At 72.5% G+C, this 26,237-nt stretch carries 21 protein-coding genes; 7 read left to right on the top strand and 14 right to left on the bottom strand.

The features are described 5' to 3' along the window. Window positions 1–443: 443 nt before the first annotated feature. Window positions 444–1,451 carry a stage II sporulation protein M gene (locus tag ACIQVL_RS34825; protein ID WP_403477323.1) on the bottom strand — a complete coding sequence of 336 codons (1,008 nt, stop codon included), beginning with the start codon at window positions 1,449–1,451 and terminating at the stop codon, window positions 444–446. Between the two features lie 141 nt (window positions 1,452–1,592). Here ACIQVL_RS34825 and ACIQVL_RS34820 point away from each other — a divergent pair, with 141 nt between their 5' ends. Next, window positions 1,593–2,546: an RDD family protein gene (locus ACIQVL_RS34820; RefSeq protein ID WP_403437373.1), complete on the top strand. Its 954-nt coding sequence runs from the start codon at window positions 1,593–1,595 to the stop codon at window positions 2,544–2,546. Window positions 2,547–2,579: 33 nt separating this feature from the next. On the opposite strand, the gene ACIQVL_RS34815 is transcribed toward ACIQVL_RS34820, so the two are convergent. The 8 genes from ACIQVL_RS34815 to ACIQVL_RS34780 all read right to left on the bottom strand — a co-directional run bounded on the left by ACIQVL_RS34815 (window position 2,580) and on the right by ACIQVL_RS34780 (window position 11,431). Next, a complete protein-coding gene (locus ACIQVL_RS34815) occupies window positions 2,580–3,206 on the bottom strand; it encodes a hypothetical protein (protein WP_403477322.1) in 627 nt (208 codons plus the stop codon). Between the two features lie 204 nt (window positions 3,207–3,410). Further along, window positions 3,411–4,868 carry an adenosylhomocysteinase gene (gene ahcY, locus ACIQVL_RS34810; RefSeq protein ID WP_403437371.1) on the bottom strand — a complete coding sequence of 486 codons (1,458 nt, stop codon included), beginning with the start codon at window positions 4,866–4,868 and terminating at the stop codon, window positions 3,411–3,413. Window positions 4,869–5,125: 257 nt separating this feature from the next. Next, entirely contained in the window at window positions 5,126–6,106 is a 981-nt protein-coding gene (locus tag ACIQVL_RS34805; protein WP_403437370.1) for a cation diffusion facilitator family transporter, read from the bottom strand. Between the two features lie 143 nt (window positions 6,107–6,249). Continuing rightward, complete coding sequence (gene manA / locus ACIQVL_RS34800; RefSeq protein ID WP_403477332.1) at window positions 6,250–7,401, bottom strand: mannose-6-phosphate isomerase, class I; 1,152 nt, start codon at window positions 7,399–7,401, stop codon at window positions 6,250–6,252. 154 nt (window positions 7,402–7,555) lie between these two features. Continuing rightward, window positions 7,556–8,683, bottom strand: coding sequence for an SIS domain-containing protein (locus tag ACIQVL_RS34795; RefSeq protein ID WP_403437369.1), 1,128 nt, complete (start codon window positions 8,681–8,683; stop codon window positions 7,556–7,558). A 60-nt stretch (window positions 8,684–8,743) separates the two neighbouring features. Beyond that, complete coding sequence (locus tag ACIQVL_RS34790; protein WP_403437368.1) at window positions 8,744–8,914, bottom strand: Trm112 family protein; 171 nt, start codon at window positions 8,912–8,914, stop codon at window positions 8,744–8,746. 257 nt (window positions 8,915–9,171) lie between these two features. After that, entirely contained in the window at window positions 9,172–10,542 is a 1,371-nt protein-coding gene (locus ACIQVL_RS34785) for a phosphomannomutase/phosphoglucomutase (RefSeq protein ID WP_403437366.1), read from the bottom strand. A gap of 466 nt (window positions 10,543–11,008) precedes the next feature. Next, on the bottom strand, window positions 11,009–11,431 hold the full coding sequence (locus ACIQVL_RS34780; RefSeq protein ID WP_293994172.1) for a DUF3499 domain-containing protein: 423 nt from the start codon (window positions 11,429–11,431) through the stop codon (window positions 11,009–11,011). Window positions 11,432–11,709: 278 nt separating this feature from the next. On the opposite strand from ACIQVL_RS34780, the gene ACIQVL_RS34775 reads away from it, so the two are divergent. After that, complete coding sequence (locus ACIQVL_RS34775; protein ID WP_366363508.1) at window positions 11,710–12,162, top strand: metallopeptidase family protein; 453 nt, start codon at window positions 11,710–11,712, stop codon at window positions 12,160–12,162. 46 nt (window positions 12,163–12,208) lie between these two features. Here the strand turns inward: ACIQVL_RS34775 and ACIQVL_RS34770 are convergent, their stop codons facing one another. From ACIQVL_RS34770 to ACIQVL_RS34760, 3 genes are all read right to left on the bottom strand, one after another. After that, window positions 12,209–13,705, bottom strand: a complete 1,497-nt coding sequence (locus ACIQVL_RS34770) for a DUF5719 family protein (RefSeq protein ID WP_403477321.1) — start codon at window positions 13,703–13,705, stop codon at window positions 12,209–12,211. Then, on the bottom strand, window positions 13,702–17,391 hold the full coding sequence (locus ACIQVL_RS34765) for a glycosyltransferase (protein ID WP_403477320.1): 3,690 nt from the start codon (window positions 17,389–17,391) through the stop codon (window positions 13,702–13,704). Before ACIQVL_RS34765 ends, ACIQVL_RS34770 begins: the two co-directional genes overlap by 4 nt. A 204-nt stretch (window positions 17,392–17,595) precedes the next feature. After that, window positions 17,596–17,859 carry a WhiB family transcriptional regulator gene (locus ACIQVL_RS34760; protein ID WP_003975777.1) on the bottom strand — a complete coding sequence of 88 codons (264 nt, stop codon included), beginning with the start codon at window positions 17,857–17,859 and terminating at the stop codon, window positions 17,596–17,598. A 630-nt stretch (window positions 17,860–18,489) separates the two neighbouring features. On the opposite strand from ACIQVL_RS34760, the gene ACIQVL_RS34755 reads away from it, so the two are divergent. The 4 genes from ACIQVL_RS34755 (at window position 18,490) to ACIQVL_RS34740 (ending at window position 22,490) form a co-directional block, all read left to right on the top strand. Continuing rightward, entirely contained in the window at window positions 18,490–18,990 is a 501-nt protein-coding gene (locus ACIQVL_RS34755) for a cysteine dioxygenase (RefSeq protein ID WP_403437360.1), read from the top strand. 33 nt (window positions 18,991–19,023) lie between these two features. After that, the gene (gene cofD, locus ACIQVL_RS34750) at window positions 19,024–19,983 is read left to right on the top strand and encodes a 2-phospho-L-lactate transferase (RefSeq protein ID WP_403437358.1); all 960 of its coding nucleotides are present in this window, start codon (window positions 19,024–19,026) and stop codon (window positions 19,981–19,983) included. Beyond that, window positions 19,980–21,356, top strand: a complete 1,377-nt coding sequence (locus ACIQVL_RS34745; protein ID WP_403437356.1) for a coenzyme F420-0:L-glutamate ligase — start codon at window positions 19,980–19,982, stop codon at window positions 21,354–21,356. Before cofD ends, ACIQVL_RS34745 begins: the two co-directional genes overlap by 4 nt. Before the next feature lie 120 nt (window positions 21,357–21,476). Next, complete coding sequence (locus ACIQVL_RS34740) at window positions 21,477–22,490, top strand: DNA-3-methyladenine glycosylase family protein (protein WP_403477319.1); 1,014 nt, start codon at window positions 21,477–21,479, stop codon at window positions 22,488–22,490. A gap of 230 nt (window positions 22,491–22,720) precedes the next feature. On the opposite strand, the gene ACIQVL_RS34735 is transcribed toward ACIQVL_RS34740, so the two are convergent. Beyond that, window positions 22,721–23,803 carry a sugar phosphate nucleotidyltransferase gene (locus tag ACIQVL_RS34735; RefSeq protein ID WP_403437352.1) on the bottom strand — a complete coding sequence of 361 codons (1,083 nt, stop codon included), beginning with the start codon at window positions 23,801–23,803 and terminating at the stop codon, window positions 22,721–22,723. A 162-nt stretch (window positions 23,804–23,965) separates the two neighbouring features. Further along, window positions 23,966–25,315, bottom strand: coding sequence for a peptidoglycan recognition protein (locus ACIQVL_RS34730; protein WP_403477318.1), 1,350 nt, complete (start codon window positions 25,313–25,315; stop codon window positions 23,966–23,968). Window positions 25,316–25,444: 129 nt separating this feature from the next. Here ACIQVL_RS34730 and ACIQVL_RS34725 point away from each other — a divergent pair, with 129 nt between their 5' ends. Beyond that, a complete protein-coding gene (locus ACIQVL_RS34725) occupies window positions 25,445–26,200 on the top strand; it encodes a TIGR03089 family protein (RefSeq protein ID WP_403437349.1) in 756 nt (251 codons plus the stop codon). Window positions 26,201–26,237: the final 37 nt, after the last annotated feature.

Here is a 26,237-nt window from a genome sequence, read left to right as displayed (position 1 = left end):
GCGTTGACTTTTGGCACGCTGTTGAGTTCTCAAGGAACGGTCGCTTCCTTTGTACTCACCCTCTCGGGCTTTCCTCCGGGCTTCCCTTCGGTGTTTCCAACCTTACCAGATCCGTTTTCCGTTCCGTTTCCGGTCGGAATTCATTTCCAGTGGCCGTTGGAGAGCCTTTGCCTTTTCGATTGCCTTCCGGCTCTCTTTCGGCGAGTCCGACTTTATCAGAAGTTCTTGGCCGGTCTGACCGGCCACTCATTTCTGAGTAAATCGGGGGTGGCTTCAATGTCTCGGAGAGAACTCTCCGTTGTGAAGCAGGATCGATTCTAACGATCAGCCCTGAACCTGTCCAGTTCTAGGCAACTGTTTGAATCTACCTCCCCTTCCCACCCGTGTCAACGGGTCTTCCGGGGCGAAGAGGAGACTAGCAGCTCACAGCACGTCTCCGCACATCAGGCGGCCGTAGGCACGAGCGCGCTGCGCTCGGCCTCCTCGAGGTCGCCTGTCTCACCGGCGCGGGCGGCTCGTCCGCCGACGACGAAGACGTAGGCCAGGAAGGCCAGCTCAGCCACCACTCCGATGCTTATGCGCGCCCACGTAGGCAGGCCGGACGGGGTGACGAAGCCTTCGATGGCGCCGGAGACGAACAGGACGAGAGCCAGCCCGATCGCCATGGCCACGGCGGCGCGGCCCTCTTCGGCCAGGGCCGTACGGCGGCTGCGCGGGCCCGGGTCTATGAGGGTCCAGCCGAGGCGGAGTCCGGTTCCCGCGGCCACGAAGACCGCGGTGAGTTCCAGCAGCCCGTGCGGGAGGACCAGACCCAGGAAGGTGTCGAGGCGGCCGGCCGAGGACATCAGGCCGAAGCCGACGGCCAGGTTCAGCATGTTCTCGAAGAGGATCCAGAGGACCGGGAGACCGAGAAAGACGCCCAGGACCAGGCACATCGCGGCGGCCCTGGCGTTGTTGGTCCACACCTGCGCCGCGAAGGAGGTCGCGGGATGGCTGGAGTAGTAGGTCTCGTACTCGCCGCCGGGGCGGGTCAGCTCGCGGAGCTGGCTGGGGGCCGCGATGGTCGACTGCACGTCCGGGTGGGTGCCGATCCACCAGCCCAGGACGATCGCGATGGCGGTGGATATGAGCGCTGTGGGCACCCACCAGTGTCGGGAGCGGTAGACGGCGGCCGGGAATCCCTGTCCGAGGAAGCGGGCGGCGTCGCGCCAGGAGGCGCGGCGGGTGCCTGTCACGGCACTGCGCGCGCGTGCCACGAGCTGGCTGAGTCGTCCGGTGAGCTGTGGATCGGGAGCGCTGGACTGGATCAGGGAGAGGTGGGTGGCGGTGCGCTGGTAGAGCGCGACGAGTTCGTCGGCCTCTGCTCCGTTGAGACGCCGCTGGCGGCGCAGGAGCGCGTCGAGGCGGTCCCACTCGGCTCGGTGTGCGGAGACGAAGACGTCGAGGTCCATCGGGTCTGCCTGCTCCTCGGCTGATCGTCGACTGCCTGTTGCAACGATGTCGCAGCTGTCAGCTTGTCGTACTGCGGCGCGATGCGCCCTCAGCTTGGCAGACTTGTGCTGTACAGAGCAGACCAGGGGAAGGCGGCAGGCGTGAGTGAGCTGGTGACGGGCGAGGCGGTGGCGCTCGAACTGCGCCCCGCGAGGCTGCCCAGCAGGGCACTCGCCGTGCTGCTCGACCTGATCGTGGCCTTCACCGTGTACATCGGTGTGTCGATCGGTCTCGCGGCGGCCACGGCGTCGCTGGACGACGCCGCGCAGATCGCCCTGGCGATCACGGCCTTCCTGCTGGTGCTGGTCGGTGCGCCGATCGCGGTGGAGACGCTGAGCCATGGGCGCTCGCTCGGGAAGCTGGCGTGCGGGCTGCGGGTCGTGCGGGATGACGGCGGGCCCATCCGGTTCCGGCATGCGCTGGTGCGGGGTGCGCTCGGTGTCGTCGAGATCCTGGTGACGTTCGGGGTCGTGGCCTGTATCGCCTCGTTGGTGTCGGCCCGTGGGCGGCGGCTCGGGGACGTGTTCGCGGGGACCCTGGTCGTGCGGGAGCGGGTGCCCGTCGGGCAGACCCGTTTCGTTCCGCCGCCTCCGCCCTGGCTGGCGGGACGTTTCGCCGAGCTGGACCTGTCGGCCGTTCCGGACGCGCTGTGGCTCGCCGTCCGGCAGTACCTGACGCGGATGCAGCAGCTCGATCCGCAGGTCTCGTGGGCGATGGCCGCGCGGCTCGCGGGGGATCTCGCGGCGCGGACGGGTACTCCGGCGCCGACGGAGATTCCGCCGGCCGCGTATCTGGCGGCGGTGGTGCAGGAGCGGCAGGCCCGAGAGACCCGACGGGCCTTCGCCGACGGGGCTGCTCCTTCCGCCGGTATCCCGAACGCGTACGAGCCTCGGGCATCCGTTGTGCTCCCGGCCGCTGCGTCCGCCCACACACCCACACCCGCACCCATGCCTGCTGTGCCTCCTGCGTCTGTCCCTGGGCCTCCGGCCGCGCCCGTGGCTCCTCCCGCGGCGGCGGCCGAGCGGCCGGTCACCGGGTTCGTGCCGCCGGCCTAGGCGCGGTCCGGCCGGTGGGGCCTGCTGCGCAGCTCAGTCCGTGGGGTCGGTGAAGAACGTCGGCGGTGACCGCAGGTCCTCCAACTCGATTCCGGGGGCTGCCAGAACCACGTCGCCGGCGAGGTGCACGGGGTGCTGTTCGCCGGTGTCCAGGGCTGTGACCTGGTATTCGTCCACGAGCAGCGGGCCGTTGTCAGTGGCGTGTGCTTCTCTTTTCAGCAGGGCCCAGGACTGGTCCACGGTGCGCGGGGCGAGGACCGGGTCCGTGAAGGCCACGAGGCGTACGCGGGTCGCGGCAGCGGAGGGGGTGAGGCGCAGGAGACGGGCGGTGGCGACGAGGAACGCCGGGGACGTGCCGGTGAAGGCGTGGGCGCGCACATTGCCTTCGGTGGCATGGGTGCCGGTGGGATCCGTACGGACCCAGGTGACGCCGTCGAGGGCGGCGCCGCGGACCTGCCAGCCCCCGGCGTGGAGTTCCAGGCGGATGGGGCGGCCGAGGTCGTCGAGGGCGAGATCGACGGAGCCGCCGTGGTCACCGGAGGGGGTGGTCACTTGGGAGACATAACGCCAGCCGGAGGGCCCGGGGGCGCACTGGAAGTGTTCTTCGCCGAGGGGGGTGTGATCGTGCGGATCGTGCAGCGAATAGCGGCCGCGGGGCATGGGGGTCCTGGGGCTTGACGGGGGCGTGGGTCCGGCGTTCGGAACCGCGGTACGGCCGCGCGGGGGATCGTCGGGCCGGAACGGGCCAAAGGGGCAGGCCCCCGGCACGGGGGTGCGGGGGCCTGCCTCGGCGGAACGGAGGACCTCCTGCCGGGAGAGCGCGTCAGTGCACGGGCGCGTGCTCCCGGTGGGCGGGACTCGGACTCAGTAGCGGTAGTGGTCCGACTTGTACGGACCCTCGACCTCCACGCCGATGTACGCGGCCTGCTCGGGGCGCAGCGTCGTGAGCTTCACGCCGAGCGAGTCCAGGTGCAGGCGGGCGACCTTCTCGTCGAGGTGCTTGGGCAGCGTGTAGACGCCGACCGGGTACTCGTCGGGCTTGGTGAACAGCTCGATCTGGGCCAGGGTCTGGTCCGCGAAGGAGTTGGACATCACGAACGAGGGGTGGCCGGTGGCGTTGCCCAGGTTCAGCAGGCGGCCCTCGGAGAGGACGATGATCACCTTGCCGTCGGGGAACTTCCAGGTGTGAACCTGCGGCTTGACCTCGTCCTTGACGATGCCGGGGATCTTGGCGAGGCCGGCCATGTCGATCTCGTTGTCGAAGTGGCCGATGTTGCCGACGATGGCCTGGTGCTTCATCTTGGCCATGTCCGAGGCCATGATGATGTCCTTGTTGCCGGTCGTGGTGACGAAGATGTCGGCCTTGTCGATGACCTCGTCGAGGGTCGTGACCTGGAAACCGTCCATCGCGGCCTGGAGGGCGCAGATCGGGTCGATCTCGGTGATGATCACGCGGGCGCCCTGTCCGCGCAGGGACTCCGCGCAGCCCTTGCCCACGTCGCCGTAGCCGCAGACGACAGCGGTCTTGCCGCCGATCAGGACGTCGGTGGCGCGGTTGATGCCATCGATCAGCGAGTGGCGGCAGCCGTACTTGTTGTCGAACTTCGACTTGGTGACGGCGTCGTTGACGTTGATCGCCGGGAAGAGGAGGTCGCCGTCGCGCTGCATCTCGTACAGACGGTGGACGCCGGTCGTGGTCTCCTCGGTCACGCCGCGGATCTCGGAGGCGAGCTGGGTCCACTTCTGCGAGCCGTCCGTGATGGTGCGGTGCAGGAGTTCGAGGATGACGCGGTGCTCGTCGGACTCGGCGGTGTCGACCGAGGGGACCTTGCCGTCCTTCTCGTACTCGACGCCCTTGTGGACGAGGAGGGTGGCGTCACCGCCGTCGTCGAGGATCATGTTGGGGCCGCCGGTGGGGCTGTCCGGCCAGGTCAGCGCCTGCTCGGTGCACCACCAGTACTCCTCCAGGGTCTCGCCCTTCCAGGCGAAGACCGGGATGCCCTGCGGGTTCTCGGGCGTGCCGTTCGGGCCGACGGCGATGGCGGCGGCCGCGTGGTCCTGGGTGGAGAAGATGTTGCAGGACGCCCAGCGGACCTGTGCGCCCAGGGCGACCAGGGTCTCGATCAGGACGGCGGTCTGCACGGTCATGTGCAGGGAGCCGGTGACGCGGGCGCCGGCCAGCGGCTGGGTCTCGGCGTACTCCTTGCGGATCGCCATCAGGCCGGGCATCTCGTGCTCGGCGAGGGTGATCTCCTTGCGGCCGAAGTCGGCCAGGGAGAGGTCGGCGACCTTGAAGTCCTGTCGGTTGTCGACAGTCGTCATTGCGAGCTGCTCCTCGGGTTGGGTCGAGGGTGGGTACGGCTGGTCTGCGCGGCGGCGGACACAGGGTGCCCGAGAAGAGGACACAGGCATGCCCGCGTGCGCGCAGCGCAGTCCGTCGGAGGCCCTCTCTCCCTCGGACGGTCCGTCTGGGACCGCCCGACCGCCATCAGCAGCGACGTCTGGCTCCGTCCCAAGCTACACCGCAGGAGCGGGCCGTCCCCAGTCCGCCTCCGAACAGATCACGCCGTTCGAGGGGGTCAGTGGCCGGCGGGGTGGGGGGTCGGGCCGCCCGGGGTGGCCTCGGGGTCGGGGCCCTTGGCGGCCTCGGCCTCGCTGTAGATGTCGGGTTCCAGGTAGATCACGCGGGCGATGGGGACCGCGGTGCGGATGCGGGCCTCGGCGGCGTTGATGGCCTTGGCGACCTCGGCGGCCGTGTCGTCGTGCTGGACGGCGATCTTGGCGGCGACGAGGAGTTCCTCGGGGCCGAGGTGGAGGGTGCGCATGTGGATGATGCCGGTGACGGTGTCGCCGTCGACGATCGCGGCCTCGATCTTCCTGACCTCCTCGACGCCGGCGGCCTCGCCGAGCAGGAGGGACTTGGTCTCGGCGGCCAGGACGAGGGCGATCAGGACGAGCAGGACACCGATGCAGACGGTGCCGATGCCGTCCCAGACGCCGTCGCCGGTGATGACGGCGAGGCCGACGCCGCCGAGGGCGAGGACCAGGCCGATGAGCGCGCCGAAGTCCTCCAGGAGGACGACGGGCAGCTCGGGGGCCTTGGCGCGGCGGATGAACTGCGACCAGGACAGCTTGCCGCGCAGTTCGTTGGACTCCTTGATGGCCGTCCGGAAGGAGAAGCCCTCGGCGATGACCGCGAAGACGAGGACGCCCACCGGCCAGTACCAGTGTTCGACCTCGTGCGGGTGGCTGATCTTCTCGTAGCCCTCGTAGATGGCGAACATGCCGCCGACGGAGAAGAGCACGATGGAGACGAGGAAGGCGTAGATGTACCGCTCGCGGCCGTAGCCGAAGGGGTGTTGCGGGGTCGCCTCGCGCTGGGCCTTCTTGCCGCCGATGAGCAGCAGGAACTGGTTGCCGGAGTCGGCGAGCGAGTGGACACCCTCGGCGAGCATCGACGAGGAGCCGCTGAACGCGAACGCCACGAACTTCGATGCCGCGATCGCGAGGTTGGCGCCGAGTGCCGCCACGATCGCCCTGGTGCCGCCTGACGCGCTCATGTGTTCGCGGTGTCCCTTCTGGTTCTCGCCGTCGTCCGTCTACGCCGTCCGGGCGTGCAGCCGTCCCGGCCGGTGCTCGTCTTTGCCCGTGCTTTGCCGGTGGGCCATTCTTGCAGCCCGGTCCCGGGCGGGACGCGGGCCCCTCAGACGATCACCGTGGCGCGGAACACCGTGCCCGCTCCGGACACCTCCGCCTTCTCGGCCGCCGGGACGAACACCGAACGGCCGGGGGCCAGGTCGTACTCGCCGACGCGTACCGCGCCGGCCGTGCAGAGCAGGATCTGCGGGGTGGGCAGGGTCAGGTCGTGGGCGGCGGTGCCCTCGGGCAGGACGTACCGGGAGAGCCGGAACTCGTCGATCGGCGTCTCGTAGACCTCCTCGCCGTCCGGGGCCGCCTCGGGGCGCAGCACGCCGGCGTCGCCCGCCTCGAAGCGGACGATGCGCAGGAGTTCGGGGACGTCGACGTGCTTGGGGGTCAGGCCGCAGCGCAGGACGTTGTCGGAGTTGGCCATGATCTCGACGCCGAGGCCGTTGAGGTAGGCGTGCGGGATGCCGGCGCCGAGGAAGAGGGCCTCGCCGGGCTGCAGGCGGACGTGGTTGAGGAGCATCGCGGCGATCACGCCGGGGTCGCCCGGGTAGTGGTGGGCGATGTCGGCGTAGGGCAGGTAGTCGCCGCCGAGGCGGGTGCAGGCGGCCGTGGTCTCGGCGACCGTGCGGGCCATCTCCTCCCGGTCGGCGGTCAGGATCGCGGTGAGGACCTCGCGCAGGGCCGCTTCCTCGGGGTGGGCGCGCAGCAGGTCGACGTACGGCTTGAGGGAGTCGACGCCGAGGCCGTCGAGGAGTTCGGCGGTCTGCTCGGGGGCGCGGAAGCCGCACAGGCCGTCGAACTCGGTGAGCGCGCAGATCAGTTCGGGCTTGTGGTTGGCGTCCTTGTAGTTGCGGTCCGGGGCGTCGACCGGGATGCCGCGCCGCTCCTCGTCCTCGTAGCCCTGCCTGGCCTGCTCCAGATTGGGGTGCACCTGGAGGGAGAGCGGGGCGCCGGCGGCGAGGATCTTGAGCAGGAAGGGCAGCCGCGGGCCGAACCTGGCCACCGCCTCCTCGCCCAGTTCGGCCTTCGGGTCCGCGTCGATGACCTCGACGAGCGTGCCGCGCGCGGTGCGCGAGGGGGCGCCCGGGTGCGCGCCCATCCACATCTCCGCCTGCGGCTCGCCGCTCGGCTCGACCCCGAGCAGCTGCGGGATGGCGGTCGGGGAACCCCAGGCGTAGGGGCGGACGGTGTTGTCGAGGAGATCCATGACTTCTCTCTGCGGGTTCTCTCTGCGGGCGGGGGCGAGCGTGGGCAACGGGGCGGCACGGCTCACCTGTTCACCGTGCGTTCCCCCACCGGTCGGCCTTCGGTACGGCCCTCAGGTCGTCCTTCGTGCGGTGGGTCCGGTGCCGGTGTCCACTTCAGGCCCCGGAAGCGAGCGTCAGGTAAACGGCGGCGAAATCCGTGACGGCGATCAGTTCCGCCAGGGTCTCCAGCTCGTCGCCCGCCTCGGGCTCCAGCTCGCTGATCGGGGTGTCGTGGCTGAGGGCGAGGTCGCGGGCGGCGGGGGCGGCGGTGAGACCGCCGAGGGGGCGGTCGCGGAGCAGCACCACGCGCGCGTGCAGCGCGGGCGCCTCGTCCACGCGGTCGCGGAAGAAGTCGTCGGGGTCGGCGCTGGCGGCGAGCGGGCCGGCGAGCACGGCGGTGTGGGCGGCCAGGGCTTCGGGGAGTTCGGCGACCAGGGCGGGGCGGCCGGCCAGTTCGGCGAGGGCGGCGGCGAAGCGGCGGCCGGCCGGGCCTGCCGAGTCGCCTTCCGTCCAGACGACCGGGAGGGCGTCGGCGAGTTCCGCGGCGAGGGTCTTGGCCGGGTTGCTGTAGGTCACGATGGCCGGGCCGCAGCGCTCGGCGACGTGGTCGAGGCGGTCGGCGACCTTCTCCAGGGCGTCCGGCGGGGCGTCGAGCAGGCCGATGCGGTCGAGGAGCACCAGCAGCGGAGTGAGCAGCGCCCACAGGACGCCCGGGGAGGAGCCGGCGAGCGGCTCGCCGTGGTCGTACGGAGCCGTCGCCATCGGCACGAACAGGCCGTGGGCGCCGGCCACCGCCTCGGCGAGCGGGGTGTCGGCGGGGGCGACGGCGGCGACCGAGCAGCCGCGCCGGTAGGCCTGGTCGGCAAGGAGGGAGAGGCTGGGTTCGGTGCCGTCCGGGGTGGCGATCAGCAGCAGGTCGACGGAGCCGGCCCAGCCGGGGAGCTCCCAGCGCAGGGCGCCGGCGGCCGGGGCGACGCCGGTGGGGGCGAGGCGGGTGACGGGGCTGCCGGGGCCGGCCAGCGTGCCGAGGAGGTCGGCGGCGTGGGTGGCGGCGACGCCGGGGCCCGCGATCAGGACTGCGCGGGGGCGGCCGTCCGGCTTCAGCTCCTGGACACCGGCCTCGGTGGCGTGCCGGGCGGCGGTACGCACGCGGGCACCGGCCTCGGCTGCGCCGCGCAGCAGACCTCGGCGGTCGGCCTCCGCGAGGGCCTCCGGGGTGTCGAGCAGCGTTTCGTCGAGCATGGAGCGGCCTCCGGTCGCCGGGGTCCTGACGTTCTGCGGTTGTCGTGCCTTGCCTACTGCTTACGCCGGGCGGCGGGCCTCGTCGACGAGGAGGACGGGGATGCCGTCACGGACCGGGTACGCCAGGCCGCACTCCTGGCCGGTGCAGACCAGCTCGGAGTCCTGCTCCTTGAGGGTGGCGTGGCAGGCCGGGCAGGCGAGGATCTCCAGGAGGCCGACTTCGAGCGGCATGCGGGTTCCCTTCGGGGTGGATGTTCGCGTGCGGTCAGGTTACCGCCGGTGGGGTGGGTTGGGCTGGCCACGGGTGCCGGGCGGCCGTCGAGAAGTTGGGGCAGGGGGAAGGGACTCGGCCGGTTGAGAGGGCCTGAGGTGCCGGGGGGCTGGAAGGCCGACGGGGGAAGATATGCCGACTGCCGGCAGCGCCCCGTAACGGGGCGCTGCCGGCTCACTTCGTCGGACCCGCTCAGCGCCGTGGCGGGGAGCCGGGGTCAGGCCCTGATGATCGCCAGTACTTCGTCGCGCACCTTCGTCATCGTCGCCTCGTCCCTTGCCTCCGCGTTCAGGCGGAGCAGCGGTTCGGTGTTGGAGGGGCGGACGTTGAACCACCAGTCGGCGGCGGTGACGGTGAGGCCGTCGAGGTCGTCGAGGGTGAGGTCGTCGCGGTCGCCGTAGGCCGCGCGGATCGCGGCGAGGCTGGCCTGCTGGTCGGCGACCGTGGAGTTGATCTCGCCGGAGCCGGTGTAGCGGTCGTACTGGGCGACGAGGTCGGAGAGGGGGCCGGGCTGGCCGCCGAGGGCGGCGAGGACGTGCAGCGCCGCCAGCATGCCCGTGTCGGCGTTCCAGAAGTCCTTGAAGTAGTAGTGGGCCGAGTGCTCGCCGCCGAAGATCGCGCCGGACCGCGCCATCTCGGCCTTGATGAAGGAGTGGCCGACGCGCGTGCGGACGGGGGTGCCGCCGTTCTCCCGGACCACCTCGGGGACGGTCCAGGACGTGATCAGGTTGTGGATGACCATGCCCTTGCCGCCGTTCCTCGCCAGCTCCCTGGCGGCCACCAGGGCCGTGATCGCCGACGGGGAGACCGGTTCGCCGCGCTCGTCCACGACGAAGCAGCGGTCCGCGTCGCCGTCGAAGGCCAGGCCGAGGTCGGCCGACTCGGCACGCACCCGCTGCTGGAGATCCACGATGTTGGCGGGGTCGAGCGGGTTGGCCTCGTGGTTCGGGAAGGTGCCGTCCAGCTCGAAGTACATCGGGACCAGGGTCAGCGGCAGGCCCTCGAAGACCGTCGGGACCGTGTGGCCGCCCATGCCGTTGCCCGCGTCGACCACGACCTTCAGCGGGCGGACGGAGGTCAGGTCCACGAGTGAGAGCAGGTGGGCCGCGTAGTCGGGCAACGTCTCGCGGGAGGTGATGGTTCCCGGTGTGGCGGCCGGCTCGGGGGCGCCCTCCTGCGACCAGCGCTCCGCCAGCTCCCGGATCTCCGTCAGGCCCGTGTCCTGGCCGACCGGCGCGGCTCCCGCGCGGCACATCTTGATGCCGTTGTACTGCGCGGGGTTGTGCGAGGCCGTGAACATCGCGCCGGGCAGGCCGAGGGCGCCCGAGGCGTAGTAGAGCTGGTCGGTCGAGCACAGGCCGATCTCGGTGACGTCGACGCCCCGGGCCGCCGCACCGCGCGCGAAGGCGCGGGACAGACCGGGCGAGGAGGGCCGCATGTCGTGGCCGACGACGATCGCGTCGGCACCGGTCACCTGGACGAACGCGGCACCGAAGAGTTCGGCGAGCGCCTCGTCCCACTGGTCCGGAACCACTCCGCGTACGTCGTACGCCTTCACGATCTGTGACAGATCAGCTGCAGCGGCCACAGGCCAACCCTCCTGGAATACTTTTGGTCGCCCCAAACTACCTGTCCCGGGTGCGGGTCCGGCATCGGCTCCCCCCGCGGTTCCGTCGCGGACACCAGGCTGTGATCTGCGGTGATCCGGCGCGGATCGCCCGAGGACCGGGGTGAGGAAGGCCAGACCCGCGCCCGTCGCCGCCGCGAAGTGGCCGCTCGTCGCCGCCGGTCCGGAGAGGTTCATGACGTGGGCGAGGGCGAGCGCGGACGTCACGGTGAGGACCGCGAACCGCAACCCGCGTACGGTCGCCGCCCCTTCCACGACCGCCACGCGCGCGTGCACGCGCAGGACGGCAGCCGTGGCGATGCCGGCGAACAGGACCGGCGTGCCGCCCGTGGAGACGACCGGCCGGGTGCGGAGATTTCCTCCGGCCGGTTCACCCGTCGGGTTGACGACTGCAGCCGTACGGCGACCGGTGGCGTGACCGTGCGCGTCAGTTGTCCGGTGACCGCAGCACCCGCAGATGGCCGCGCCGGGCGACCTCCATCGGGTCCGCGCCGCGGCCGCCGCCCGCCTCGGCCGCCCGCTCCTGGGGGCGGGCCGCCTCGCGCACCGCGTTCGCCAGCGCTTCCAGGTCGTCCCCGCTGGGACGGGCGGGAGCGGAGCCGTCGAGGAGCCGGACGACCTCCCAGCCGCGCGGCGCGGTGAGGCGCTCGGAGTGCTCGGCGCACAGGTCGTAGCAGTGGGGTTCGGCGTAGGTGGCGAGCGGGCCGAGGACCGCGGTCGAGTCGGCGTAGACGTACGTCAGCGTCGCGACGGCGGGTCGGCCGCAGGCGGTTCGCGAACAGCGACGTACAGGGCTCACGACGTTGGACGGTACCGCACTCTTGAGCGGGCCGCGACGACTCTCCCCCAGGTCACTCCACCGTGTCGTACTGTGAAACGTCCCACACACCCCTCCCGACACGCCCTGTTGACCTGCGCGGAACGGATCGTCCGGGGTCACGGCCCGCACCCCATCCGGTCACGAGTCGGCACAAACACCGTCAATTGCCTTGAGTTCGCCGGTCTCGTGGAGATACGGAAACGAGCCCAACCTTGGCCGGAATGGTCATCCTGTGACATGCCGTCCCGGGCGTTGTCGGTGCGCGGAGCGGCGCGGCCGGAGCCTGCGAGGACTACGCTTCACCAGTGATGGACAACCGTGTACCGCCCCGTGCCGCCGGCCCCGGGCCTCGTCGACGCGACCGCCACGGCCGGGGCATGCGCGGGCCGATCGCGCCGCCTCAGGTGCCGCTGGCCGCGAGCCGCGCAGACGTGTTCGCGGATCTGGTGCAGGACTCGGTGGAGCGCCTGGAGCGGCGCTGGCCGCAGCTCGCCGACATCGATTTCCTGGTGCTCGAAGTACCGCGGCTGCAGGACCGGCACGGCGAGAGCTGGGACGACGAGGCGGTGCCGCTGGGCGGCATCATTCCCGCGCGCGAGGGACGCCGGGCGCGGGTGGTCGTCTACCGGCGGCCGGTCGAGATCCGCACCAAGGGGCGCGACGAGCGGGCCGCGCTGGTGCACGAGGTCGTCGTGGAGCAGGTCGCCGAGCTGCTCGGTCTCACTCCGGAGACGGTAGATCCCCGGTACGGCGAGGACTGAGCCCCCGGCGACCTGAGCCTCCGGTGGCCTGCCTCGCGCCGCCCGCCTACTTCTGCAGCACGGACACGTCCTGGTCCGCCTCCGGTACGGCCACCGTGCCGCGGTCGTCGGGGAGGGTCTGGATCGTGAAGCCCGGGACGCCGCCCTCGGTGGCCGCCAGGGCGCGGGCGCCGTAGACCGGGCCGCCGGAGACCGTCTCCACGGTCAGGGCGTAGGTGCCCTTCAGTCCGGACGGGACCGGGGCGTCGACGTTCTGGGTGGTGCCGGACTTGATCGTGAACGTCTTGGACACCGCCGTGCCGCCACCGCTGCCCGCCGACGCCGTGACCTTGACCTGGGCGGTCGCGGTGGGCGCGGTCAGGGAGAGGGTGGTGCCCTTGCCGCTGTTGTCGGCGGACGTCGCGCGCGTGCCGACCGGGGCGGTCGCCGGGATGTACGCGGTCTCCTGGTTGCTTCCCTTGCCGCGGGTGACGCGCAGCGCGGCCACCACCGGGACGGACTGGTCGGAGGGGGTGAGGAGCAGCGAGCCCGCCTCGCCGCGCGTGACGTCGCCGAGGTCGGTCGCGGTGGTCATGCCCGCCTTGACGTGCAGTGTCTCGTTGCCGGCCGGGGTGATCGTGCCGTCCGGGGAGGCGAGGCGCACCTTCAGGTCCGCGTCGTTGTCGCCGGTGGTGAAGGCGATCAGCCGGACGTCGGTGGCGTCCTTGGGGATGCCGGGCAGCACCAGGCTGCCGGACGGGTCGGCGGAGGCGGCCAGCCAGTCGCCGCCGGTCTTGTCGTCCAGGGCCTGCACGCTCGCGCCGACCCGGCCGCTGCGCACGCTCACGTGCACGGTCAGGTCGGTCTGGCGCTCGTCGGTGAGCGTGGACAGCAGGACCGGCTCGCTGGCGTGCGGTTGGACCGTGATGCCCTCCCCCACCGGGGACTTGAGCTGGCCGTCCTTGCCGTACAGCTCGATGTCGACCACGGCGGCGCTGTCGTCGGGGTTGGTGAGGTGCACGTAGTCGGTGCGGCTCGCGGCGGTGCTGGCGCCGGGGAACCAGAAGTCGGTGTCGGCCGCCGTGCAGTTGACCCCCTGGAGGCCGCGCCCGGTGCCCGCGGCGACCTCGGTGGTCTCCTGGACCGTCCAGCCGGGGGCGTACTTGCCCTCGGCGGTGCCGACGTAGGCGGGCCCGTCGGCGCCGGAGGTGTCGCCGGTGGCCGGCGTGCCGGGCGTCTTGGGGGTGAGGACGGGCTTGGCGGCCTTCTTCTTGCCGCCGCCGCTCCCCGTCCCGTCCGCCGACTGCTCGGTGGCGGCCTGGAGTCCGGCCTTGCCGTCGCTGGTGGTGCCCTCGGTGACGGGCGTGAACGACGTGTACGAGGTCTCCGCGATGTCGGACAGGCTGGGCGCCGGGCACAGCAGCGTGGAGCGCTCCACAGGCAGCTGGGCGGCCGCCTCTGCGGTGTGCGCGGGGGCCGTGGCCGGCGCGCTGAGCTCGGCGAACCCGGTGACCGCCGCGAGGGCGGCCGTACCGGCGAGCAGGGACAGGGTGGTGCGGTTCACTGCTGGCTCCCGTCGTGGTGCTCGCCGCCGGTGCCGTGGTGGTGCTGGGCGGCCGGGTCGTAGGCGGGGTCGTAGGCCGGGTCGTAGCCCTGCTGGTACGTCGGGTCGTACGCCGCCTGCCCCTGCTGGCCGCCGTAGGCGTACGGGTCGTACTGGCCGGTCTGGTAGGGGTCGTAGGTCTGCTGGTCGTACCCGCCGGTCTGGTACTGGCCGGTGCCGGTGCCCTGGTACTGGTCGGCGTAGCCGGTGTCGTAGCCGTCGGCCTGCGGGTAGGACGCCGGGTCCCACTCGTCGTAGGACTGCTGGTGCGGAACGGCGGCCTGGGTCTCCTCCGCCGGGGCCGTCGGGAAGTCGGTGCCCTCCGCGGTCTCCTGGAACTCCTGGGTCTCCGGGGTCTCCTGGAACTCCTCCTCGGCCTCCGCCTGGGCGCGCAGGCGGCGGGCGCGGCGGCCCTCGCCGTCGGTGGCCTGGGCGGGGACCGGCCGCTCCTCGGGGAGGTCGTCGTCGACGTCGCGGCGGCGGCCGGGCAGGGCGAGCACGACCAGGATGACGGCGAGCGCGCCCTGGACCCACAGCCAGAGGGTGTGGGTGAACGGGGTGTCGTAGGTGACGTCCAGCTTCCCGCCGCCGGAGGGGAGTTCGAAGCCCTGGGCCCAGCCGTCGACGGTGGTGCGGGTCAGCGGCTTGCCGTCCAGGGTGGCCGTCCAGCCCGGGGAGGCCGAGTCGGCCAGGCGCAGGACGCGGCCGTCGGCGCCGGCCGGGACGGTGGTGTGGATGTCGACGGGTCCGGCGGCCACGGAGACGGCGGTACCGGAGCCGTTCGCCGGCACGATGGCCGCGCGGGAGACCTGCTGGTCGACGCGCCACAGGGCGCTGCCGTTCTGCTGGCTGAGCCGGGACAGGCCGGGCGTGGCGTCGAGCACGCGCGTGATGTCGCGCGGCGCGCCCTTGTGGACCAGGACGTAGCGCACCGCGAACCCGCCGAGCTGGTCGGCCTGGTCGGCGCCGGAGCCGGCCACCAGGTTGGCGACGACCTTGTCGAGCTTGGCGTTCTCGCCGTCGGCGGCGGCCACCTCGGCGTCGCCCATGCGGGCGCCGGAGCCGCGCACCAGCATGTAGGTCACGCGCGCGGTGCTGTCGCTGTCGAGGACGAGGGTGCGGACCTGGTCGGTGGTGGAGCTGTCCTCGGCGACGAAGGCGGGCACCTGGGTGGGGTCGCGACGCTCGACCGGGCCGTCGGCGCCCGCGATCATCCAGCCGGCGGCGAGCAGCAGCGGGCCCGCGGCGGCGGCGAAGGCGATCAGGGCGGCGACCGGCTGGCGCCAGCCGAAGCTCTGCTCGGCGACCCGCGAGCGTGCCCCGTCGGCGCCGAGTGCGGCGGCGGACAGGATCGCGATGCCGTAGACGAGGGTCGCGGGACCGGCCCAGGCGGACTTGTTGGACAGGACCGCGAAGACCAGGCCGACCAGGGCGACCGCCCAGGCGGTGCGGACCGCCGACTGGCGCTCGGAGCGCAGCAGGGCGGCGAGCGCGGCCAGGACGACGCCGATGAGCAGCAGCCCGTCGACGGTGCCGGGGCCACCCGGGCTGGCGCCGAGCAGGTCGAGGGCGGAGGCGGCCGAGGAGCCGTACTCCAGGCCTGCCTCCTTGAAGAAGCCGGACGGCAGCAGGGTCAGCGACCAGGGGGCGAGGACCAGCAGCGGGGTGCCGAGCTGGACCAGCAGCCGCAGGCCGGAGGCGACCAGGTCGGAGCGGCGCACGGCGACCACGGCGAGGCCGAGGACCAGGGCGATCGGCCAGACGATCGGCGTGAACGCGATGGTGACGGTCAGCAGCAGCGCGTAGGCCCAGGTGGCGCGCCAGCTGCCGCGTGCCCCGGAGGCGTGGGTGAGCCCGCTGGCCGCGATGCCCGCGCGGGCGATCAGCGGCAGCAGGATCGCGAGGACGGCGGTGCCGATGCGGCCGCCCGCGAGGGCGCCGGTGGCGGCGGGCAGGAAGGCGTAGGCGATGGCCGCCCAGGCGCGCAGCAGCCGGGAGGTGACCAGCGGGCGGGAGGCGAAGTAGGCGGTGAACCCGGCCAGCGGCACCGAGGCGACCAGCAGCACGGTGACCGCGAGCCCGGTGGAGCCGAACAGCAGGGAGGCGAACGAGGCGACGATCGCGAGGTACGGCGGCGCGGACGGGGTGCCGCCGGCGCCGACGGCGTGCCAGGCGTCCAGGTAGCGCGACCACAGCTCGCCCGCGCTGCCCGGGGCGGGCAGCAGGGCGCCGCCCGCGAGGGCGCCGGAGCCGAGCAGGGCACGGCAGGCGGCCAGCGAGATCAGCAGCAGCACCAGGAAGAGCACCGGGCCCGGTTTGCGGGCGATGCGCTTGAGGCGGGCGAACTGCTCGATCTCCAGGAAGTCGGCGTCGTCGCCGCCGGGCCCGGACTCGACGGCGCCGCCGTGCCGGCCGGCCGCGGAGATCTCGTCGTCGGCGCCGAAGAGGTTGCCCGCGACCTGTTCGACGGTGGCCCGGACGGTGGCGCCGGGCGGCGGGAACAGGGGGCGCAGCTCGCCCTTGTCGAGCTGGGAGCGGCCGCGCCTGCGCCGCCCGGCGATGATCCGCTCGGGCCGCAGCAGGGTGCCGAGCAGGCCGCGGATCTCGTCGAGGGCCTGTCCGGGGACCTTGCCGACGAGGTAGGCGACGGTGCGCAGCAGGGTGCCGACGACCAGGCGGAACAGGATCCAGGGCAGCACGGCCGTGCGGGCGTTGACCAGCAGGGTGTAGATCGCGCCGGCCTTGTCGACCTTGTGCGGGGAGGTGGCGGTGCGGCCTGCGCAGTCGACGGTGCGGCGCTCGCGGGAGGCTGCCTCGGCGTGCCGGACGACGGCCTCGGGGGCGACCAGGACGCGGTGGCCGGCGTTGTGCGCGCGCCAGCACAGGTCGACGTCGTCGCGCATCAGGGGCAGCCGGCGGTCGAAGCCGCCGAGCTCCTCGAAGACGTCGCGGCGGATCAGCATGCCGGCGGTGGAGACGGAGAGCACGGGCCGCACGTGGTCGTGCTGGCCCTGGTCCTGCTCACGGCGGTCCAGGCCGGTCCAGCGGCGGCCTGAGTTGGCGATGGTGACGCCGACCTCCAGGAGCTGTCGGCGGTCGTACCAGCCGCGCAGCTTGGGGCCGACGACCGCCACGTCGTCGCGGCCCAGCTCCATCTCGTTGTCCACGACCCGGAGCAGCTGGGCCAGGGCGTCGGGTTCCGGGGCGCAGTCGTCGTGCAGCAGCCAGAGCCACTGGACCGGCTCGCCGTGCGGCAGCTCGGGCATGTCGTAGGCGTCGTCGCGCCACTGGCGGGTGACCGGGTCCCAGCCGCTGGGCCGCTTCAGGTACGGCAGGTCGTCCGGGGTGAGGACGGGCGCGGTGCGGCTCGCCTCCTCGACGGCCTGGCCGAAGCCGGTGCGGCGGGCGAGGTGCAGGACGTTGGCGTCGCCGAGGGAGGCGGTGAGCTGCTGGGCGGAGTCGTCCGCGCTGCCGGTGTCGGCCGCGACGGCGTACTGGACCGGGCGCTCCTGGCCGAGCAGCCCGGCGAGCGCGTCGGGCAGCCAGCGGGCGCCGTCGTGGGAGACGAGCACCGCGGTCACCACGTGACGCGGGAACTCTGGTGTGGCAGCGCCTGCTTCGGCTGCCGTGTGGCTGTGCACGGACATCGAGGTACGGGCCCCGGTTCGATGGACTGCGGTGGACTCCTGCGCCCGCTGGTGGCGGCGAGGCGTCTCGGACGAGCGCCCACACTATCGGCTGGGCATGTCGACGGCCCGCCGCCTGTGGATAACCCATGGGCGACGGGCCGTTCGCGCAGCTCAGATGTGTACGTTGTGTGGACGTCCGCCTCGGCCGGCAGCCCCTGCGGGTCAGACGGCGGCCTTCTTGAGGCGGCGGCGCTCCCGCTCGGAGAGTCCGCCCCAGATACCGAACCGCTCGTCGTTGGCGAGGGCGTACTCGAGGCACTCGGAGCGCACCTCGCAGGCGAGGCAGACCTTCTTGGCCTCTCTGGTGGAGCCGCCCTTCTCGGGGAAGAAGGACTCGGGGTCGGTCTGGGCGCACAGCGCGCGCTCCTGCCAGCCGAGTTCCTCGTCCGCGTCGTCGACCAGCAGTTGCTGCACCAGCTCGGTCATGTGCGCCCCTCGTCTGTCTTTCACGTCCCCGTGCGTGGCCGTTACCGATTTCGGCTGAACGACACGAGTGAAATTACAAGTGTGCTGCTCCGGGCGAGTCAAGCCGAGATCTGCTATTGGGCCCGTTATTCACTCTGCGGAACCAAGGCCGTGCGGAAAGTGTTCAAATCGGCATAAACCTTGACATGCAGACGAGGCCCCGGCCGGGGCCTCCGACCCCATACAGAGCTTGTACGGAGAAGGACGCCCAGATGTTCGATCGCGTTCCGAGGTGGCTCGCGCGCCCGGTTGTGCGCCATGTGTCCCGGGTGCCGACTGAACAAACCTTTCGGCAGCGAGGTGAACCGGATGAGGTGAACCGTGTCCCACATACCGGGCGTCGAGTTGACACGGGAAGTGTGAACCGATGTCCTTGTGGGCATGCTCGCGAACTTGGCACTCACCTCGACCCGCACCGCCGGGTCCCACGGTGCTGCCCGTGCTCGCTGTAGCTGTTGCTGTTCCAGCTGTTGAGCCGTGGTCGTAGCCGAATCCGGCCGCTCCCGCTCCAGCTGCAGACCGAGTCCCCGGACTCGGTCTTCGCTTTTCGTTCCCCGCTGACCTTCTTCACTGAGGAACCACCGCACCCCCATGAACAGCGACAACGACCTCCAGATCGCCGGCGACATCCTCGAAGTCACGCACCTGCTGCAGCCTCCGCGCGAGCACCCGGTCACCGTGGCCGAGTTCGTCGGCCTGGCCCGCGCGATCGCCGCCGACCGCGCCCAGTGGGAGCACCTCGTCCGGTACGACGCGACGAGCCGCTGGTACCACCGGCTGCGCACCGGCCCCGGCTACGAGGTGTGGCTGCTGTCCTGGGTGCCCGGCCAGGGCAGCGGGCTGCACGACCACGGCCGCTCCTCCGGTGTGCTGACCGTCCTGGAGGGCGCGCTCACCGAACGCACCGGGCGCGGCACGCGCGCGCTGGGCGCCGGCGCGCAACGGGTGTTCGCGCCGGGGTACGCGCACGAGGTGGTCAACGACACGCTGGAGCCCGCGGTGAGCCTGCACGTCTACTACCCGGGGCTGACCGAGATGCCGATGCACACGGCCGCGGCCGCCGCCTGCGAGGCCCGTCCCGTGACTGCGTGACGCGTTGTCGGACCCGCCTGCAAGACTTGGCGCATGCGCATTGTGGTTCTGGCAGGCGGCATCGGCGGTGCCCGGTTCCTGCGCGGTCTGAAGCAGGCCGTGCCGGACGCCGACGTGACCGTCATCGGCAACACCGGGGACGACATCCACCTCTTCGGGCTGAAGGTCTGCCCGGACCTCGACACGGTGATGTACACCCTCGGTGGCGGTATCAACGAGGAGCAGGGCTGGGGGCGGGCCGACGAGACCTTCCACCTCAAGGAGGAGCTCGCCGCCTACGGGGTGGGGCCGGACTGGTTCGGGCTCGGCGACCGGGACTTCGCGACGCACATCGTGCGCACCCAGATGCTGGGCGCCGGATACCCGCTGAGCGCGGTCACCGAGGCGCTGTGCGACCGCTGGAAGCCGGGCGTGAAGCTGATCCCCATGACCGACGACCGGGTCGAGACCCACGTCGCGGTCGAGGTCGACGGCGAGCGCAGGGCCGTGCACTTCCAGGAGTACTGGGTACGGCTGCGGGCGGGCGTCCCCGCCGAGGCGGTCGTCCCGGTCGGCGCCGAGCAGTCCAAGCCCGCGCCCGGCGTCCTGGAGGCGCTGGCCGAGGCGGACGTGATCCTCTTCCCGCCGTCCAACCCGGTGGTCTCCGTCGGCACGATCCTCGCGGTGCCCGGCATCCGGGAGGCCATCGCGAACGCCGGGGTGCCGGTGGTGGGCCTCTCCCCCATCGTCGGGGACGCGCCGGTGCGCGGGATGGCCGACAAGGTGCTCGCGGCGGTCGGCGTGGAGTCGACGGCGGCGGCGGTCGCCGAGCACTACGGCTCCGGGTTGCTGGACGGCTGGCTCGTCGACTCCGTGGACGCGGGCAGCGTCGCGCGCGTGGAGGCGGCCGGCATCCGCTGCCGGGCCGTACCGCTCATGATGACCGACCTGGACGCGGCCGCGCAGATGGCCCGCGAGGCGCTGGCACTGGCCGAGGAGGTGCGCGGGGCATGACCGACGCGATCGACACGGCCGGCACGGCCGATACGACCGGCACCGCCGACACGACCGGCACGGCCGACGCGGTGCCCGCGTACCGGGTGTGGGCGCTGCCCGGGATCCCCGAGGTCCAGCAGGGCGACGACCTGGCGAAGCTGATCGCCGCGGCCGAGCCGGGGCTGGCCGACGGGGACGTGGTGATCGTCACCTCCAAGATCGTCTCCAAGGCCGAGGGACGGCTCGTCGAGGCGGCCGACCGGGAGGCGGCGATCGACGCCGAGACGGTGCGGGTGGTGGCCCGGCGCGGGACCCTGCGGATCGTGGAGAACCGGCAGGGCCTGGTCATGGCCGCGGCGGGCGTGGACGCGTCCAACACCCCCGCCGGGACCGTGCTGTTGCTGCCCGAGGATCCCGACGCCTCGGCCCGCGCCGTCCGCGCGGGCCTGCGGGACGCGCTGGGCGTCAACGTCGGCGTCGTCGTCACGGACACCTTCGGGCGACCCTGGCGCTCGGGGCTCACGGACGTCACCGTCGGCGCCGCCGGCGTGGAGGTGCTGGACGATCTGCGCGGGGGCGTGGACGCGTACGGCAACCCGCTGGTCGCGACGGTCGTCGCCACCGCCGACGAACTGGCCGCCGCCGGCGACCTGGTGAAGGGCAAGGCGACCGGGATGCCGGTCGCCGTGGTGCGGGGCCTCGCCCATGTCGTGGCCGACGCAGGCGACGACGGGGACGGCGCGCGGGCGCTGGTCCGGGACGCCGGCAGCGACATGTTCCGGCTCGGCACGTCCGAGGCGGTCCGGGAGGCGGTGGCGCTGCGGCGGACGGTGCGGGCCTTCACCGACGAGCCCGTCGACCCCGGGGCGGTACGGCGGGCGGTCGCCGCGGCCGTGACCGCGCCGGCGCCGCACCACACGACGCCGTGGCGGTTCGTGCTGCTGGAGTCGGCCGAGGCACGCGTCCGGCTGCTGGACGCGATGCGCGATGCGTGGATCGCCGACCTGAGGAAGGACGGCAGGTCGGAGGAGTCCGTCGCGAAGCGGGTACGGCGCGGGGACGTGCTGCGGAACGCGCCGTACCTGGTCGTGCCCTGCCTAGTGATGGACGGGTCGCACACGTACGGGGACGCGCGGCGGGACGCGGCCGAGCGGGAGATGTTCGTGGTGGCGGCGGGGGCCGCGGTACAGAACTTCCTGGTCGCGCTGGCCGGGGAGCAGCTGGGATCGGCGTGGGTGTCGTCGACGATGTTCTGCCGGGATGTGGTGCGGGATGCGCTCGCGCTTCCGGCCGAGTGGGATCCGATGGGGGCGGTCGCCGTGGGAAAGGCCGCGGAGGAGCCGCGGGAGAGGGCGCCGAGGGAGGTCGGGGACTTCATCGAGGTGCGGTGAGTTGCGGTACGGCCTTCGGTTCGGGGACGTTCGGTTTCGCGGGCGGGGGCGGGTTGGTGGGGGATGGACGCGCAGTTCCCCGCGCCCCTGAAGGGGCGCTCTGGGCCTAGGATTCCTTGAATGGCTGGTCGGTTTGGTCCTCGGCCCACGCGTACGACGGTGCGGGGTGGGCAGGTCGTCGTGCCCGCCGGTGGTGTTCCGAGGCAGGCTGTCGCGGCGGGGCGGGTGCGGGCCTGGAAGCCGGACGGGGTTCTTGATCTGGGACTCGTGCTGGGGCCGCTGCGGCGGGGGCCCGGGGATCCGACGTTCAGGGCCACCCGGGACGGGTCCGTGTGGCGGGCCAGCCTGACGCCTGCCGGGCCGGGCACGCTGCGGGTCGCCGGGTACGGCGGTGAGGTGCGCGGGGAGGCCTGGGGGCCGGGAGCCGGGTGGCTGCTGGACCAGTTGCCGGAGATGCTCGGTGCCGCCGACGACCCGTCCGTGTTCGTGCCCCGGCACCGCGTCGTGGCGGCGGCCCGGCACCGTCGGCCGGGGCTACGGCTGACGCGGACCGGGCTGGTGCTGGAGTCGCTGATCCCGTCGGTCCTGGAGCAGAAGGTCACCACCGACGAGGCGTACCGCGCCTGGCGGTTGCTCGTACGCAGGTTCGGGGAGCGCGCGCCGGGCCCCGCGGGGGTGGGCGAGCGGCCGATGTGGGTGATGCCGGCGCCGCGTACCTGGGCGCTGATTCCCTCCTGGGAGTGGCACAAGGCCGGGGTCGACGACAAACGGGCCTCGACGATCCTGCGGGCGGTGCGGGTCGCCGCGCGGCTGGAGCAGGCCGTGGGGATGGCGCCGGAGGCGGCGCAGACGCGGCTGGAAGTGGTGCCCGGGGTGGGGCCGTGGACGTCGGCGGAGACCGTGCAGCGCAGTCATGGCGCGGCGGACGCGGTGACGGTCGGGGACCTGCACCTGCCGGGGATCGTCGGGTACGCGCTGGCCGGGGACCGGCATGCCGACGACGAGGTGATGCTGCGGCTGCTCGAGCCCTATGCGGGGCAACGGCATCGGGCGGCTCGGTTGATTCTGCTGAGCGGGCAGACGCCGGCGCGGCGGGCGCCGCGGATGCCGAAGGGGGATATCGGCCGGCTGTGAGCGGTGCGGGTGGGCTGGGGCGGGGACGCTTACCGGCGCTTGCAGGCTGGGTCAGCTGACAAGGCGCCCGCGACGGAGGCGCCCCGTAAGGGGCGCTGGGGGTCCCCCCGGCCGAAGGCTGGGGGAGGAACTGCGCGAGCAACCCCCACCGGCCCGTGGTGGAGCGCCTGCCCCCTGCGGCGTCCGGGGGCGCAGCCCCCGCGGACGGCGCCCCCGATCCCGCCGCACGACTACTGGTCGGAAGAGAACCGCACCGCGCCCGCCGGGATCATCGCGTCGCACCACACCCTTGCGCCGTCGCGCAGTTCGTTGTCGGCGCCGATGACCGCGCCGTCGCCGATGACCGTGCCGGTGAGGATCGAGCGTTCGCCGACGCGGGCGCGTTTGCCGATCAGGGAGTCGGTGATGACGGCGCCGGGTTCGATCACGGCGCCCGGGAGGATCGTCGAGCCGAAGACCCGCGCGCCCTCCGCCACGAACGCACCCTCGCCCACCACCGTGCCGCCCGTCAGCTTCGCGTCCGCCGCGACCCGGGCCGTGGGAAGGACGAGGCGGTCGCCGCAGCGTCCGGGGACCGCCGGGGACGGGGCGCGGCCGAGGACGAGGTCGGCCGAGCCGCGGACGAAGGCCGCGGGCGTGCCCAGGTCGAGCCAGTACGTGGAGTCGACCATGCCCTGGAGGTGGGCGCCGGCCGCCAGGAGCTCCGGGAAGGTCTCCCGCTCCACCGACACCGGGCGGCCCGCCGGGATCGTGTCGATGACCGACCGGCGGAAGACGTACGCCCCCGCGTTGATCTGGTCGGTGACGATCTCCTCGGGTGTCTGCGGCTTCTCCAGGAAGGCGAGGACGCGGCCGGTCCCGTCGGTGGGGACGAGGCCGTACGCCCGCGGGTCCGTCACTTTCGTGAGGTGCAGGGAGACGTCGGCGGACGTCGACTCGTGCGTGTCCACCAGGGCACGGATGTCCAGGCCCGTCAGGATGTCGCCGTTGAAGATGAGGACCGGGTCGTCGGGGCCGGAGTGGAGGCGGGCGGCCACGTTGCGGATCGCGCCGCCGGTGCCGAGGGGCTCCTCCTCGGTGACGTACTCGATGTGCAGGCCGAGTGCCGCGCCGTCCCCGAAGTACGGTTCGAAGACCTCCGCCAGGTAGCTCGTCGCGAGGACGATGTGCTCCACGCCCGCCGCTCTGGCTCTGGCCAGCTGGTGCGTCAGGAACGGCACGCCGGCCGCCGGGACCATCGGCTTGGGCGTGTGGACCGTGAGCGGGCGCAGCCGGGTGCCTTTGCCGCCGACCAGGAGGATCGCTTCTGTCACCTGTCGTCTCTGCTTCCTGCCGGGACCGGCCGAACTCTGTGTCGGCCGGCCAGTGTATGCAGACCGTGCGACGGCGCCCTCGACGGCCGCGCGGTGCCACGCGGCATGGGTGTGCGGTTTTCCCCCGACTGCCCCCGACGGCGTCGACCGCCGGCCACGTACTCAGCGCCCCTGAAGGTGCGCGGAGCTGGTCCGGGCCGAACCGAGCTTGGCGTAGAGCTTGGCGCCTGGGCAGTCGGTGGCGTACCCGTCCCTGTGGCCGGAGATCACGTTCAGTCGTACGTTCTTCCCCTTTGGGTACAGATTGCCACCCCCGGACTTCAGATATGTCTTTCCCTTCGGATTGGCCCCGAAGAGCCCGAGTTTCCAGGCGGTGAGCCTGGCGATGCCGGTCACGGCGGCCGCGGGCGGCTTGTGCGAACCGAAGGTGCCGATCACCGCGATACCCATGCTGTTGTTGTTGAACCCGAGGGTGTGGGCGCCCCTGACGGCCTTCGCCACTCCCCCGGCGCGACCCTCGTAGACGGTTCCGCACTTGTCGACGAGGAAGTTGTAGCCGATGTCCCGCCAGCCCATGCTCACGACGTGGTAGCGGTAGATACCGCGGATGACGGACGGGGCGTCGGAGCAGCGGTATCCGTTGCCGGAGTCGGTGTGGTGGACGAAGGCCACCTTGACCTTCCCCGTGTAGACGAACCCCTTCTCGCGCAGCGACTCGTCGGCGCCCCAACCACGGCGGGTGACGATCCTCGGGCGCGGTCCGATGTGCGGCTTCGCGAGCGGGGCGGTGCCGCCGCTGAGTTCGCGGAGTTCGCGTTCGGTGTCCGCCCGGCTGAGCGCGGGGATCTCGGTGGCGGCGAAGGACACGAGGTCGGCGTTGACCGCGGCCGCCGCGTCGGCCGTGGTGTCGGTGCGGGCGCTGTCGCCGGGCAGGCCCTCGGACGGGGCCTCGTCGCCGGGGTCGACGAGTTCGAGACGGAGGCCGGCCGGGAGCAGGTCGCGTCCGACGCCGGGGCCGGGGCCGGACTTGGCGCGTACGCGTACGTCGACCCCGTCCGAGGCGCCCACCCACAGCGGTGCGGTGGCGCCGTGCACCCGGCCGGAGGAGGCCTCCGCCGTGTCCGGGTCGGCGCCGTGGTCGGCGTCGTGCGTGTCGACGTCCTGCCAGCCCGACCAACGGCCGGTGGCCACGGACCGGGTGCGTACCTGGACCCGGCCGAGCAGTTCGGTTCCCGGGTCGTCCCAGCTGACGCCGACGAGCGAGAAGTGCCGTACGCCGGTGCGGTACGCGCCCTGTTCGGAGGCCTGGCCGAGGACGCGCTCGCGGGTGCGGGGGGTGAGGGGCAGCGACTGGGTGCTGCCGGGGAGGACCGTGGTGGCGGGGCGGGCGGCGGTCGTCGTGGCCCGGTCCGCGGGTGCGGCGACCGCGGACGGCACGTTCAGCACGGCCGGCGGGAGGGTGAGGGCCGCCGCGCAGGTGACGCCGATCGGGCAAGTCAGGAATCCACGCATGCCCCTGATATTGAACACAGTCAGACAGACGTGCCCATTGGGGAACTGACGGTCCGTCGGGAGTCGCTACGCCGAACCGGTGGCCCCGCCGGCCGGTGCGGGCGCCGGGCGCGGCGTACGCTTGCGCGGGTGAACGCCACCGATCGCACCCCTGCCGACCTGCTGCGTTCCGCGCTCGCCGCGGATCCCGGACGCCCCCTGGTGACCTTCTACGACGACGCGACGGGCGAGCGCGTCGAATTGTCCGTGGCCACCTTCGCCAATTGGGTGGCGAAGACGGCGAATCTGTTGCAGACCGATCTCGCGGCGGGGCCGGGCGACCGGGTCGCTCTGCTGCTGCCCGCGCACTGGCAGACGGCGGTGTGGCTGCTGGCCTGTTCGTCGGTGGGCGCGATCGCCGACGTGGCCGGGGAGCCGGCCGCGGCCGACGTGGTCGTCAGCGGGCCGGACTCGCTGGAGGCGGCGCGGGCGTGCCGGGGCGAGCGGGTCGCTCTCGCGCTGCGGCCGCTGGGCGGGCGGTTCCCGCAGGTGCCGGAGGGGTTCGTCGACTATGCCGTCGAGGTGCCGAGTCAGGGGGACCGGTTCGTGCCGTTCTCTCCGGTGGATCCGGAGGAGCCCGCGCTGATCGTCGCGGGGGCGGAGATGAGTGGCGCCGAGGTCGTGGAGCGGGCGCTCGGGGACGCGGCGGGGCTGGATCTGACCGGGCCGGGATCGAGACTGCTGTCGGGGCTGGGGTACGGCACGTGGGAGGGGCTGAGCGCGGGGTTGTACGCGCCGCTGGCGGTCGGGGGGTCGGTGGTGTTGTGCCGGCATCTGGACGAGTTGGGGGAGGAAGGGGTCGCGAAGCGGATCGAGAGTGAGCGGGTTACTGCTTCGGCACGGTGAGGTCGTTCGTCGGCTGCGAGCCGGCGGGGGCCGTTCC

It is taken from the genome of Streptomyces sp. NPDC090499, assembly GCF_044769305.1.
In the GTDB taxonomy this organism is placed as follows: domain Bacteria; phylum Actinomycetota; class Actinomycetes; order Streptomycetales; family Streptomycetaceae; genus Streptomyces.
This window is presented reverse-complemented; position numbering and strand designations above follow the sequence as displayed.